Annotated in this window: 14 protein-coding genes; 13 read left to right on the top strand and 1 reads right to left on the bottom strand. The window is 68.5% G+C overall.

Annotated elements, in window-relative coordinates; genetic code table 11:
* The 5 genes from thrB (at position 1) to prmC (ending at position 6123) form a co-directional block, all read left to right on the top strand.
* Positions 1-1032, top strand: coding sequence for a homoserine kinase (thrB, locus tag ACQPYM_RS30170; protein WP_433007293.1), 1032 nt, complete (start codon positions 1-3; stop codon positions 1030-1032).
* A gap of 268 nt (positions 1033-1300) precedes the next feature.
* Positions 1301-3511, top strand: a complete 2211-nt coding sequence (rho, locus tag ACQPYM_RS30165) for a transcription termination factor Rho (protein ID WP_433007290.1) — start codon at positions 1301-1303, stop codon at positions 3509-3511.
* A gap of 406 nt (positions 3512-3917) precedes the next feature.
* Entirely contained in the window at positions 3918-4124 is a 207-nt protein-coding gene (rpmE, locus tag ACQPYM_RS30160; RefSeq protein WP_433007288.1) for a 50S ribosomal protein L31, read from the top strand.
* Between the two features lie 92 nt (positions 4125-4216).
* A complete protein-coding gene (gene prfA, locus ACQPYM_RS30155; protein WP_433007285.1) occupies positions 4217-5293 on the top strand; it encodes a peptide chain release factor 1 in 1077 nt (358 codons plus the stop codon).
* Positions 5290-6123 carry a peptide chain release factor N(5)-glutamine methyltransferase gene (prmC, locus tag ACQPYM_RS30150; RefSeq protein WP_433007282.1) on the top strand — a complete coding sequence of 278 codons (834 nt, stop codon included), beginning with the start codon at positions 5290-5292 and terminating at the stop codon, positions 6121-6123. Before prfA ends, prmC begins: the two co-directional genes overlap by 4 nt.
* Before the next feature lie 289 nt (positions 6124-6412).
* On the opposite strand, the gene ACQPYM_RS30145 is transcribed toward prmC, so the two are convergent.
* Positions 6413-7429: an adenosine deaminase gene (locus ACQPYM_RS30145; RefSeq protein WP_433007279.1), complete on the bottom strand. Its 1017-nt coding sequence runs from the start codon at positions 7427-7429 to the stop codon at positions 6413-6415.
* Positions 7430-7661: 232 nt separating this feature from the next.
* On the opposite strand from ACQPYM_RS30145, the gene ACQPYM_RS30140 reads away from it, so the two are divergent.
* The 8 genes from ACQPYM_RS30140 (at position 7662) to ACQPYM_RS30105 (ending at position 13299) form a co-directional block, all read left to right on the top strand.
* Positions 7662-8579 (top strand): L-threonylcarbamoyladenylate synthase, encoded by a 918-nt coding sequence (locus ACQPYM_RS30140; protein WP_433007276.1) that lies wholly within the window; start codon positions 7662-7664, stop codon positions 8577-8579.
* Complete coding sequence (locus ACQPYM_RS30135; protein WP_433007273.1) at positions 8579-9697, top strand: glycosyltransferase family 4 protein; 1119 nt, start codon at positions 8579-8581, stop codon at positions 9695-9697. The genes ACQPYM_RS30140 and ACQPYM_RS30135 overlap by 1 nt, the downstream gene beginning before the upstream one ends.
* Positions 9698-9904: 207 nt before the next feature.
* Positions 9905-10378, top strand: a complete 474-nt coding sequence (locus tag ACQPYM_RS30130; RefSeq protein WP_433007270.1) for a hypothetical protein — start codon at positions 9905-9907, stop codon at positions 10376-10378.
* Between the two features lie 126 nt (positions 10379-10504).
* The gene (locus ACQPYM_RS30125; protein WP_433007267.1) at positions 10505-10717 is read left to right on the top strand and encodes an AtpZ/AtpI family protein; all 213 of its coding nucleotides are present in this window, start codon (positions 10505-10507) and stop codon (positions 10715-10717) included.
* 97 nt (positions 10718-10814) lie between these two features.
* Positions 10815-11597 carry a F0F1 ATP synthase subunit A gene (gene atpB / locus ACQPYM_RS30120; protein ID WP_433007264.1) on the top strand — a complete coding sequence of 261 codons (783 nt, stop codon included), beginning with the start codon at positions 10815-10817 and terminating at the stop codon, positions 11595-11597.
* 76 nt (positions 11598-11673) lie between these two features.
* The gene (gene atpE / locus ACQPYM_RS30115; protein WP_337010124.1) at positions 11674-11901 is read left to right on the top strand and encodes an ATP synthase F0 subunit C; all 228 of its coding nucleotides are present in this window, start codon (positions 11674-11676) and stop codon (positions 11899-11901) included.
* A 31-nt stretch (positions 11902-11932) separates the two neighbouring features.
* A complete protein-coding gene (locus ACQPYM_RS30110) occupies positions 11933-12502 on the top strand; it encodes a F0F1 ATP synthase subunit B (protein WP_433007260.1) in 570 nt (189 codons plus the stop codon).
* Positions 12502-13299: a F0F1 ATP synthase subunit delta gene (locus ACQPYM_RS30105; RefSeq protein ID WP_433007257.1), complete on the top strand. Its 798-nt coding sequence runs from the start codon at positions 12502-12504 to the stop codon at positions 13297-13299. Before ACQPYM_RS30110 ends, ACQPYM_RS30105 begins: the two co-directional genes overlap by 1 nt.
* The last annotated feature ends 80 nt before the right edge of the window (positions 13300-13379 follow it).

The raw sequence follows: 13379 nt of genomic DNA, 5'->3' as shown, positions 1-13379 counted from the left end.
TTGGCGCCGGCCGCCGGTGGACCGGTCCGCGTCCGGGTTCCGGCCACCAGTGCCAACCTGGGGCCGGGCTTCGACGCCTTCGGCCTGGCCCTGACCCGGTACGACGAACTCACGGTGATCCCCGGCGGATCCGGGGTGACCGTCGAGGTGACCGGCCCCGGCGAGGGCGAGGTACCGCTGGACGAGTCGCATCTGGTGGTGCGCTCGATCCGCGCCGGACTCGAATCGCTCGGTGCGTCCGTGCCCGGTTTCACCCTGCGTTGCGACAACCGGATTCCGCACGGACGCGGGCTCGGTTCGTCGTCGGCCGCGATCGTCGGCGGCATCGCAGCGGCGTACGGGCTGACCGGTACGCCGCTGGATCGGGATGCCGTGCTGGCGTTGGCGAACCAGATCGAGGGGCATCCCGACAACGTGGCCGCGAGCGCGCTGGGTGGGTTCACGATCGCGTGGACCGAGGGCGAGACCGGCCGGGCGATCCGGTTGGAGCCGCTGGCGGGACTGTCGGTGGTCGCCTACGTACCGGCGACGCGGGTGCTGACCAAAGAGGCTCGTGGGTTGTTGCCGGACGGCGTACCGCATGGTGATGCGGCGGCGAACGCGGGACGGGCCGCGTTGCTCGTCGCGGCACTGACGGCACGGCCGGAGTTACTGATGGTGGCGACCGAGGACCGGTTGCACCAGGAGTACCGAGAGCCCGCCATGCCCGAGAGCCTTGCCCTCGTGCACAAGCTCCGGGGGAGTGGACTACCGGCTGTGGTGAGTGGTGCGGGACCAACGGTGCTGGTGCTGGGCGGCCCACCTGACGAGCTGGACGGCATTGACGGGGAAGACCTGTCGGAAATACCCGTGACCTCGCCGAATTCGGAGCCTGGCCGGTTGCCCGAAGCTCCCGACGGTTGGCACCGGTACGAGCTCGGTATCGATCCACTGGGCGTACAGGTCTGGCCGGCCGATGCCGGGCAACTGCTGGCCGAGGGTGGGAATGAACGATCCCGGACACGCGTTGAACCCCTCGAGGCAGCAGACTGACCCTGAGTGGTGCTAGTCTCGACTCACCCGATCCCCTCCAGGTGATCGGCGAACTCTCGCCGCATCGGGCTTTGCTCCCGGCACCCAGGTGTACGTGGCGATCTCCCAGTGAATGACTTGCGCCGCCTGCGCCGGAGATTTCCGGGGGACCCAGATTCAGCGAGAGCCGCCTCTCCATACCCGCGTCGCCGTTTCGTCGGTCGCGGGCGATGATTCCGGGCGATTTGTCTTCTCAAGACATCGTCCATCCGTGTGGGAAGGACCTCACGTGACAGAAACTGTTGAAGCCTCCAGCGGAGCCGGCACCTCGCCGGCCCCCGGCACCGACGCGACGGCTACCGCCGGCACGCGGCGCCGCAAGGCCGGAGGCGGCCTCGAAGGCATGCTGCTCCCCGAGCTCAAGCAGCTCGCCGGGACGCTCGGCATCAAGGGCACCGGCGCACTGCGCAAGGGCCAGCTGATCGAGGCGATCAAGGCTGCCCAGTCGGGTGGCGGCTCGTCGGGCGGTTCCCGCTCGCGCTCGAGTCAGCCGACCCTGGACGAGGCGGCCGCGGAGCCGGTGGCCGTCAAGGCCAAGGCTCCCGCTCAGGACGCCCCGCAGCGGGCCGGCAGCCGGCGTACCCGCGCCGCCGCCGGTCAGAGCAGCGCGGAGACGGCCGAGCAGAACAGCCCCGTGACCAAGGTGGCCGAGCCGGCCCCGGTCGCCGTGCAGAACGGTACTGCGGCGGTCGAGGCCGTGCAGGCGCCGGAGAAGACCGAGAGCGCTCCGGCCGAGCAGTCCGACCGCGGTGAGAGCCGTGGCGACCGTGACGGCAGCCGCGACCGCGGCCGCGGCCGCGACAACCAGCGCGAGACCCAGGTCGCCCGCGACGGGCAGCAGGGTCGTGACTCGCAGCAAAGCCGCGACGGTCAGCAGAACCGCGATGGTCAGCAGAGCCGCGGCGAGAGCCAGCGCGACGGCAACCGCGACGGTCAGCCGAACCGTGACAGCCAGAACCGTGACAGCCAAAGCCGCGATGGCCAGAGCCGCGATGGTCAGGGCCGTGACGGGCAGAACCGTGATGGTCAGGGCCGCGATGGTCAGCGGACCGATCGCGATGGCAACCGTGACGGTGGGCGCGACCGTGACAACCGCGACCGCCAGACCCAGACGGACCGGGGCGAGGAGGGCGAAGGCCGTCGTCGCCGCCGCCGGGGCCGCGACCGCGATCGGGCCGGCAGCGGCAGCGACCGGGGTGGCCGGGACGCGGGTGCGCGCGACAACCAGCGCAACCGCGGCCGCAACGACCGCTTCGAGCCGGAGCCGACGATCAGCGAGGACGACGTACTGGTCCCCGCCGCCGGCATCCTCGACGTGCTCGACAACTACGCGTTCGTCCGGACCAGCGGCTACCTGCCGGGCCCGAACGACGTGTACGTCGCGCTGTCGATGGTGAAGCGCTACGGCCTGCGCAAGGGTGACGCGATCACCGGTGCGGTGAAGCAGCCGTCGGACGGCGAGCGCAAGGAGAAGTTCAACCCGCTGGTCCGGATCGACACGGTCAACGGCTCGGACCCCGAGGTCGCCAAGCAGCGTCAGGACTTCAACAAGCTGACCCCGCTGTACGCGACCGAGCGGCTCCGGCTGGAGACCGAGCCGGGCATCCTCACCACCCGGATCGCCGACATCGTCAGCCCGATCGGCAAGGGCCAGCGCGGCCTGATCGTCTCGCCGCCGAAGGCCGGTAAGACGATGGTGCTGCAGGCACTGGCGAACGCGATCACCACGAACAACCCCGAAGTACACCTGATGGTCGTGCTGGTGGACGAGCGGCCCGAAGAGGTCACCGACATGCAGCGCACGGTGAAGGGTGAGGTCATCGCCTCGACCTTCGACCGGCCGGCCGACGACCACACCACGGTCGCGGAGCTGGCGATCGAGCGGGCCAAGCGGCTGGTCGAGCTGGGTCACGACGTGGTCGTGCTGCTCGACTCGATCACCCGGCTGGGCCGGGCGTACAACATCGCGGCACCGGCCAGCGGCCGGATCCTGTCCGGTGGTGTCGACTCGTCGGCGCTGTACCCGCCGAAGCGGTTCTTCGGCGCGGCGCGGAACATCGAGGACGGCGGTTCGCTGACCATCCTGGCGACGGCGCTGATCGAGACCGGATCCAAGATGGACGAGGTCATCTTCGAGGAGTTCAAGGGCACCGGCAACATGGAGCTGCGGCTGCGCCGCGAGTTCGCCGACCGCCGGATCTTCCCGGCCATCGACGTGGTCGCCTCCAGCACCCGCCGCGAGGAATTGCTGATGAGCAAGGACGAGACAGCAGTCGTCTGGAAGCTCCGCCGAGTCCTGTCCGCCCTGGACGGCCAAGCCGCCCTGGAACTCTTGATCGGCAAGCTCAAAGAGAGCAAGTCGAACATCGAGTTCCTCCTCCAGGTCAACAAGACCACCCCCTCCACCGGCAACGGCCGAACCACCGACGACGGCAACTGACACAGCAACCCCGGGCAAGCCACCTGCAACAGGAACCCCCACGGCGATCCCGGGTTAGCTAAGACCAGCTGTCAACACGTTGCCCGAACGCTGACTGTTACTACTTCTTGCCCGACAAGCCGACCCGCAGGTACCAACCCGCGGATCCAGGGCAAGAAGTAGTAACCGGCAGCAACGTAGAGCCACCGAGCCGACGATCAGCCGCGCCGCGAGGCCTGCCCTAGTCGCGCCGGAGCAATAGGGCTGACCCAACGCCCACCAAAGCAATCCGGCTGACCCCACGGTCACCCCGATCACTACCCCGGCAAATTGGTACGTATCCGCGCCTCGTGGCACAATTACCTGTTGGTTCCGGTTCACGTTCGCACCTGGCGGGCGACCCGGGGCGTTTGACTCGAGGAGATTCATGAAGAGCGACATCCACCCGAACTACGTGGCGACCAAGGTGACCTGTGCCTGTGGCGCGTCGTTCGACACGTTCAGCACCGCCGAGAACGGCGTCATCCACTCCGACGTCTGCTCGCAGTGCCACCCGTTCTACACCGGCAAGCAGAAGATTCTCGACACCGGTGGCCGCGTAGCCCGCTTCGAGAAGCGGTACGCGAAGAAGTAGTTGCCTTCCGGCGCCGGTCCACGGATTCCCCAGGGGATCCGGGACCGGCGCCGTTGCGTTGTCCAGACTGGCCACAGGAGAGGAGTGCGGGCATGTTCGAAGCGGTACAGACGCTGAAGGCGGAGTACGCCGAGCTGGAGCGGCGGATGTCGGATCCCGAGCTGCACTCCGACCAGGCCGTCGCCCGTCAGGTCGGCAAGCGGTACGCCGCGCTGGCGCCCGTGGTCCGCACCTACGACGAGTGGCTGCAGACCGCCGACGACATCGAGGCGGCCCGCGAACTGGCGCACGAGGACGCGTCCTTCGCCGAGGAGGCGACCAAGCTCGAGCACCGGCGTGACGAGCTGGCCGAGAAGCTGCAGGTGCTGCTCGTCCCGCGCGACCCGAGTGACGACAAGGACGCGATCCTCGAGATCAAGGCGGGGGAGGGCGGCGACGAGTCGGCGCTGTTCGCCGGCGACCTGCTGAAGATGTACCTCAAGTACGCCGAGTCGCAGAACTGGAAGACCGAGGTGCTCGACTCCGCCGAGTCCGACTTGGGTGGCTACAAGTCGATCACCGTCGCGGTGAAGGCGAAGGGCACGCCCGAGCCCGGCGAAGCGCCGTACGCGAAGCTGAAGTTCGAGGGTGGCGTGCACCGGGTCCAGCGCGTGCCGGTGACCGAGTCGCAGGGCCGGATCCACACCAGCGCGGCCGGTGTCCTGGTGCTGCCCGAGGCGGAGGACGTGGACGTCGAGATCGACCAGAACGATCTGCGCATCGACGTGTTCCGGTCGTCCGGTCCGGGTGGGCAGAGCGTCAACACGACCGACTCGGCGGTGCGGATCACCCACCTGCCGACCGGCATCGTCGTCTCGATGCAGAACGAGAAGTCCCAGCTGCAGAACCGCGAACAGGCGATGCGCGTACTGCGGTCCCGGCTGCTCGCCGCGGCCCAGGAGGCGGCTGACCAGGAGGCCTCCGACGCCCGCCGGTCGCAGATCCGCACTGTTGATCGCTCTGAGCGCGTCCGCACCTACAACTACCCGGAGAACCGCTTCTCCGACCACCGGGTCGGCTACAAGGCGCACAACCTCGACCAGGTACTCAACGGCGAGCTAGCCCCGGTGATCCAGGCACTGACCGAGGCGGACCTCACCGCGCGTCTAGAGGCCGTCGAGTCCCAGTGAGCGTCCGTACTCTCCTTGCCGAGGCCACTGCCCAGCTGGCCGAGGCCGGCGTCGCCTCACCCGACTACGACGCCGCTGAGCTCCTTGCGCACGTCACGGGCGTCCGCCGGATGCAGCTCGGCCTGGTGAAGCCCACACCCGACCAGGAAGCGCAGTACGCGGCTCTGCTCGCCCGCCGCGCGCAGCGCGAACCACTGCAACACCTGACCGGTACTGCGGCCTTCCGCTACCGCGACCTGGCTGTAGGGCCTGGTGTGTTCGTGCCTAGGCCCGAGACCGAAGTACTGGTCGGCTGGATCCTCGACAAGCTCGCTGACGTGGAGAACCCGCTGGTGGTCGACCTGTGCAGCGGCTCGGGAGCCATAGCCGGGGCAGTCGCCACTGAGCGACCCGACAGCACTGTGCATGCCGTGGAGTTGTCCGCCGAGGCCTGTGTCTGGGCCCGCCAGAACCTGGCGGGTACTGGAGCCACACTGCACGAGGGCGACATCGACGGCTGCCTGCCCGAGCTGGACGGTCAGGTCGACGCGGTGATCTCCAACCCGCCGTACATCCCTTTGACTGCTTGGGAATCCGTCACGGCCGAGGTGCGCGACCACGACCCGGCACTGGCGCTCTGGTCAGGCGACGACGGCCTGGACGAGATCAAGGTCGTCGCCGCCACAGCAGGTCGCCTACTGAAGCCGGGCGGCTGGTTCGGCTGCGAACACGCCGACGTCCAAGGCGAGTCGGCCCCCGCGGTATTCGCAGCCACCGGCCTCTTCACCGAGGTCCGCGACCAGCTAGACCTCGCCGGCCGCCACCGCTTCGCCACCGGCCGCCGCATCTAGCTCACCTCCACGCACTCCGGCCCCCACACTCCGGCCCCATGCACCCGGCTCCCACGCCCCCGGCCCCGCCGCCTGAACCGGTCCCACCGCCTCCTGGCGAACCTCGCCCCGGCTCGCGCATCTCGGGGGTCAACCCCCGAAAAGGTGGGTTGCCACCCCAGAATCAGAGGGGGCAACCCACCATCTCAGGGGTCAACCCCCGAGATGGAAAGGGCGAGGGGCGGTGGCGGGGGAGGGGCGCCAGGGGTTGGGTGGCGGCGGAGGGCGAGTGGTGAGGGCGGGGTGGTGGTTACGCGTTGGCGGCGTAGTCGTCGATCTCGGTCAGTAGGGCCGTCTTGGTGGTGTCGTCGGCGAAGGAGACCTCGACGGCGGTGCGGGCCAGGTCTGCGGCGCCCTGGTTGTCGAGTTGGAGCAGGTCGGTGGCGACGACGTACTCGCTGACCAGGTCGGTGCCGAACATCGGCGGGTCGTCGGAGTTGATGGTGACGACCAGGCCGGCCTCGACCATGCCGCGCAGCGGGTGCTCCTCGTACGACGCGACCACACGGGTGGCGAGGTTCGAGGTCGGGCTGACCTCGAGCGGGATCCGGTGCTCGCCGAGGTAGTCGACCAGAGCCGGGTCCTGCAGCGCGGACGTGCCGTGGCCGATGCGCTCGGCCTTCAGCACCCGCAGGGCGTCCCAGATGGTCTCCGGGCCGGTGGTCTCGCCCGCGTGCGGCACGCTGTGCAGCCCGGCGGCGCGGGCGGCATCGAAGTACGGGGCGAACTGCGGCCGCGGTACGCCGATCTCGGGGCCGCCGAGGCCGAAGCCGACCAGGCCGTCGGGGCGGATCTCGGTGGCGACCCGCAGCGTCTCCGCCGCGGCCTCCAGACCGGCCTCGCCGGGGATGTCGAAGATCCACCGCAGGGTGATGCCGAACTCCTTCTCGGCCGCCAGCCGGGCGTCCTCGATCGCCTCGCAGAACGCCTCCGCGGCGATCCCGCGGATCATCGACGTGTACGGCGTGACGGTGAGCTCGGAGTACCGGATGTTCTGGCCGGCCATCTCGCGGGCCACCTCGTAGGTGAGCAGCCGGACGTCGTCCGGGGTGGTGATCAGGTCGACCACGGACAGGTAGATCTCGACGAACTTGGCGAAGTCGGTGAACTGGAAGTACTCCGCGAGGGCCGCGGCGTCGGCCGGGACCGGCGAGCCGGGGTGCCGGGCGGCGAGCTCGGCGACGATCCGCGGCGAGGCGGATCCGACGTGGTGGACATGCAGCTCGGCCTTCGGCAAGCCTGCAATGAAGTCGCGTGTCACGGTCATGGGGCCTCCCGGCCTGGACTGAGGAGTGGAGGGAGCGAAGCGACCGCAGCGACGAGGGAAGGCCGGGAGTTCCAGCCCCATGACCCCGCCGGGCCGGAGGCTCGGCCGTTCAATGCAGTCATGGCGGGGATCTTATGCAGGCTTGGTGGTAGCCGGCCGGGAAGCTGACAATCGTTTGTCAAGGGCGCGCTCGGCGAACCCGGCTGGAGGTGGCGACCCCGTGGGTGGCACGATGCACTCCGTGAGCGAGCGCTTTGACTTCACCGGTGATGAGCTGGCACCGGCGTACCGCGCGGCCGTCGACGCCATCGAGGCGGGCGACCTGGTGGTACTGCCGACCGACACGGTCTACGGCATCGCCGCGGACGCCTTCAAGGCCGACGCCGTGCAACGGCTGCTGGACGCGAAGGGCCGTGGGCGGGACATGCCGCCGCCGGTGCTGATCTCGGTGGTCGAGTCGCTGGAGGCGTTGGCGACCGACGTACCGGAGGCCGGCCGCAAGCTGTGCGAGGCGTTCTGGCCGGGGCCGTTGACGGTGATCTGCCATGCGCAGGGTTCGCTGATGTGGGACTTGGGGGACACCCAGGGGACGGTCGCGCTGCGCGTGCCGGACCACGAGAACACCCGCGAGCTGCTGTCCCGCACCGGACCGCTCGCCGTCAGCTCCGCGAACCTGAGCGGCCAGCCGGCGGCACTCGACGTGTACGACGCCGAGGCGCAGCTGCTCGACACGGTCGCCGTCTACCTCGACGGCGGCCCGGTCACCGGTGGGCAGCCCTCCACCATCGTCGACCTCACCGGCGACGTCCCGCACGTGGTCCGCATCGGCGCCCTCAGCATCCAGCAGATCCGCGAGATCGTCCCCGAAACCACCACCGACCTCGAACCGGACGAAAAGCCCGCCGACGAGCAGCCCGCAGACGAGAAGCCGGCGGACGAGAAGCCGGCGGACGACAAGCTGGAAGAGCAGCAGCAGGACGGGCAGCCGACCGACGAGAAGGTCCAGGACGAGCCAACCAAAGCAGCACCTGTGGCGTCCAACGAACAGACGGCGGACGACAAGCCCGCCGAGGAAAGGCCGGCGGACGACAAGCCCACCGACGTAGCCAAGCTCGACGACAAGGCACCTGATGTGAGGCCTGCGGACTAGTGCGCGAGTATCTGCTGGTCCTGTTCGTGGCGATGGCCACGACGTTTCTGCTGACCGGTGTGGCCCGGCAGGTCGCTCTGCGGTACGGCGCGGTCGCCCGGGTGCGGACCCGGGACGTGCACAAGGTCCCGATCCCGTACTTCGGCGGCATCTCGATCCTGGCCGGTCTGATCGCCGGCTTCGCGGTCGCCTCCAGCCTGCCCTTCCTCGGCGACAGCCTGCAGGTCGCCCATGACGCCCGGGCCATCCTGATCGGCGGCGTGGTGATCTGCGCGGTCGGCGTCATCGACGACCTGTACGAACTGGACGCGATCACCAAGCTGGCCGGCCAGGTCCTCGCCGTCGGCGTGATGGTTGTCCAAGGCATCCAGTTGTACTGGCTCCCGTTGCCCGGCGGCATCTTTTCGCCGCCGCCCGCGCAGCTGGCCGTGCTGACCGCCGGCATCCTGCTCGTCTCCACCAACGCGGTGAACTTCGTCGACGGCCTGGACGGTCTGGCCGCCGGCGTCACCGCGATCGGGGCCGGCGCGTTCTTCACCTACTCGTACCTGCTGAACGTCGAGCAGAACCTCGACCGCGCCACCACCTCGACCCTCATCACGGTCGCGCTGGCCGGAGCTTGTATGGGCTTCCTGCCGCACAACTTCTTTCCAGCAAGAGTGTTCATGGGCGACTCGGGCGCCCTGCTGATCGGATTGATGCTGGCCGCGTCGACGATCAGCCTGACCGGCCAGGTCGACCCCAACGCGGTCCCGTACGAGGTCGGCGGCTCCAGCCTGTTGCCCGCACTGCTCCCGCTCATCCTGCCGATCGCGGTCCTGGCGATCCCGGCGCTCGACCTGACGATGGCCTACGTACGCCGTACCAAGGCCGGCCGGTCGCCGTTCGCTGCCGACAAACTCCATCTGCATCACCGCCTCATGCAGCGCGGTCACTCGCATCGCCGGGCAGTCCTTCTGATGTACCTGTGGACCTTCCTGATCGCCTTCGGTGTCGTGGTCCTCGGCCTGCAACTCAAGTGGTGGACGGCCCTGCTGGTGCTGGCGGTCGCGGTGACCGCCATCCTGCTCACCACCGGCCTGCCCCGGCGTCGCAACGGGACCCTCTCGAAGGTCTGACCAGGACCAGACCAGTGGGGTTCGTGGCCTACCGATAGGGTGTTCGTGTACAGCGGCAGGGACGTTGCTTTTGCTGACGATTTTGCTAACGCGGAAGACTTTGTGCTAGTTTTCACAAGCACCAGCAATCCATAGCTTCACCCCTGACCCCGCCCACCCGACGACCGAGGGCAACAATCCCGGTCGCCAGCAGGACGGAACCACCAGATGCCCCCTCTGGACGACACCGCCCAGAACAGCCAGAAAGCCGGCCAGGCCACCAGGCACCCGGCGTTGGCGATGCTGCGTGGCGCTCTTGTCGCCGCGGTCGTCGTCGGCGTGAACGCCGCCGCCGTGGCCACCGTCGCCGCCGGGCTCGAGGGTCTGTGGGGCGCACTGCTCGGGCTGCTGATGGTGATCATCTTCTCCGGCGTCGGCCTGATCGCGCTGCACCTGTCCCGCCGGACGTCGCCGACCGTGCAGCTCGCGGTCGCGATGGCCTCCTACACCGGCCGGATCGCGATCTTCGGCGGCCTGCTCGCGGTCGCACTGAACTCCGACAGCCTGGCCGCCAACGTCAACCTCACCGCACTGGGAATCAGCGCGATGGTGGTCGTGATGGGCTGGATGGCCGGCGAGATCTGGGCCTGGTCGCGGCTGCGCGTGCCGATCTACGACCTCGACAACGAGGTGATGGCGTGAGCACCGTCCGTCACGCGCCGGATAGCCGTTTCCCGGCCCTTGCCGAGGGTGTGGCGAAGGGCACTGAGACCCCCGCTCGGGCCGATGTGACCCGGCGTGTCGCGGGCTGGTACCTTTCGGGTGCCCATGAGCCAGCAAAGCGATCCGAAGCCGACGCCGAACACATCCGGCGACGGCTGGCGGGTCTTGTCCTACCTGATCGGCGGAATCCTCATCTACGGAGGAATCGGCTTCGGGCTGGATCGCTGGCTGGGCACCCAGTTTCTGCTTCCGGTGGGCATCGTCATCGGTGCCGGCCTCACGATCTTGATGCTGCACTACCGGTACGGGCGTTCCTGAGCCCTGCCGGGTCTGACGTTGTTGACCGCCTTGCCCTGAGCCGCCCTGCCCTTAGCCATATGGCGAACGACTTGAGCACGACGCGAGAGGAGACCCGGTGATTGCCGGCGTTTCGACCGAGTTCAACCCGCCCGGTCCTGAGGACTTCAACCTTCCGCCCATCTTCTCGGGCGTCGAATGGTTCACCAAGCCCGTCCTGGTGGCCGCGCTGTCGGTGATCCTGATCGTCTGGTTCTTCTGGGGTGCCTCCCGCAAGGCCGAGATCGTGCCGAGCAAACTCCAGTTCGCCGGTGAGCTGGGCTACAACTTCGTCCGGAACTCGATCGCCCGCGACGCCATCGGCAGCCACGAGCACATGAAGTACGTGCCGTTCCTGCTCGGCCTGTTCTTCTTCATCCTGCTGAACAACGTGGCCGCGTCGATCCCGTTCATCCAGTTCCCGACCTTCAGCCACATCGGCTGGGCGTACGCGGCGGCCGCGCTGAGCTGGATCATCTACAACGCGGTCGGGATCAAGAAGAAGGGCCTGCTGGGCTACCTCAAGCACCAGACGATGCCGGCCGGCGTGCCGATGTGGCTGATGCCGCTGATGATCCCGATCGAGTTCATCTCCAACATCCTGGTCCGGCCGGTCTCGCTGAGCCTGCGGTTGTTCGCGAACATGTTCGCCGGCCACATCCTGCTGCTGGTGTTCGTGCTGGGCGGTGAGTACATGTTGCTGCACTCCGGCAGCATCGCGCTCGGCGGCGTCGGCATCATCACCTTGCTGATGGGCCTGGCGATCGCCGGGCTGGAGCTGTTCGTGCAGTGCATCCAGGCCTACATCTTCGTCGTGCTGACCGCGCAGTACATCGGCAGCGCCATCGCCGACGAACACTGATCCGCACCACCCCTACAGACCCGTAGCAACGGAAACCCAGGTAGCTCGCTACCTGTACCGAAAGGAACACACTGCAATGACCGCTCTCGAGATCACCGGCGACATCGCCGTCCTGGGCTACGGCCTTGCCGCGATCGGCCCGGGCGTCGGCGTCGGCCTGATCTTCGCCGCTGTCATCAACGGCACCGCTCGGCAGCCCGAGGCGCAGAGCAAGCTGCAGTCGATCGCGTGGATCGGCTTCGGCGTGACCGAGGTTCTGGCGATCATCGGTATCGCCCTCGCCTTCGTCTTCCGCGGCGCCTGATCCCCTTCCCCTTGACTGACAGGATTCAGACATGCTGACGAAAGTGCTTCCGCTGAGCGAGGCCGGCGAAAGCCCCAGCCCGCTGATGCCGCACACGGCTGAGATCATCTTCGGCGTCGTCTTTCTGATCCTGCTGGCCATCGCCTTCGCCAAGGTCGTCGTTCCGAAGTTCGAAAAGGCTTACGCCGATCGGACCGCGGCGATCGAAGGCGGGATGAACGAGGCCAAGCAGGCCCAGGCCGAGGCGAAGGCGGCCCTCGACAAGTACAACGCGCAGCTGAGCGAAGCCCGGCAGGAAGCTGCGAAGATCCGCGAGGACGCGCGCGAGCAGGGTGCGCTCATCATCGCGGAGATGCGGGAACAGGCCAACACCGAGGCCGAGCGGATCGTGACCCACGCCCGGACCCAGATCGAGGCCGAGCGCAGCCAGGCGGTGGCTTCGCTGCGCAGCGAGGTCGGCACCATGGCGACCACGCTGGCCGGCCGGATCGTCGGTGAGTCGCTCGAGGACGAGGCGCGTCAGCGCCGGACCGTCGAGCGCTTCCTGGCCGACCTCGAAGCCTCGGAGTCGGCGCGCCAGGCAGTTGGAACGGACGGCTGATGCGCGGCACATCGAGGGAGTCACTCGCCAAGGCCCAGGAGGCCCTGGCGAGTGTCACCGTCACCGAGGGCCTCGGCGCCGAGCTGTTCTCGGTCGCCAAGCTGCTCGACTCCAACGGTTCGCTGCGGCGCGCCCTGACCGACCCGGCCCGCCCTGCGGCGACCCGGACCGGTCTGGCCGAGCAGCTGCTCGGCGGCAAGATCTCCGCCGAGGCGATGGAGGTCCTGACCGCCGCGGTGTCCGGCCGCTGGGTCAGCGGGCGTGACCTCGGCGACTCGCTCGACGAGCTGAGCGTGCAGGCCGACGTGGCCTACGCCGACGGACAGCGCCAGCTGGACGACGTCGAGGACGAGCTGTTCCGGCTCGACCGGATCGTCACCGCGGAGCGGGCGCTGAACGACAAGCTGAGCGACCGCAACATCCCGGTGGCAGTACGCCAGGAGTTGATCCACGGACTGCTGCAGGGCAAGGCGACGGCCGTCACCGTACGGCTGGCCGAGCGTGCGGTGGACAGCCGTGGCCGCAACTTCGCGGGCTCGATGCGGTCCTACCAGGTCGCTGCCGCCGCCCGGCGCAGCGCCAGCATCGCGACCGTTCGCGTCGCCGCCGACCTGTCCGAGGCCGAGCGCACCAGGCTCGCCACGGCACTCGGCCGGCAGTACGGCCGGGACATCCAGCTGAACGTGATCGTCGACCCCAAGGTCGTCGGCGGCGTCCGGGTGGACATCGGTGACGAAGTGATCGACGGAACCATCGCGGCCAGGCTCGACGAGGCGCAACGGCGCATCGCGGGCTGACCCCTAACGACAGCACGGCGCTAGTGGTCAGCAAGCCTCTAGAGCCAATCACCAGGCCAGCAAGGTCAAAGGAAGCAGGG

Source organism: Kribbella sp. CA-294648, assembly GCF_050943845.1.
Lineage (GTDB): Bacteria > Actinomycetota > Actinomycetes > Propionibacteriales > Kribbellaceae > Kribbella.
The sequence above is the reverse complement of the archived record's forward strand: the minus strand, read 5'-3'. Positions and strand labels throughout refer to the sequence as shown.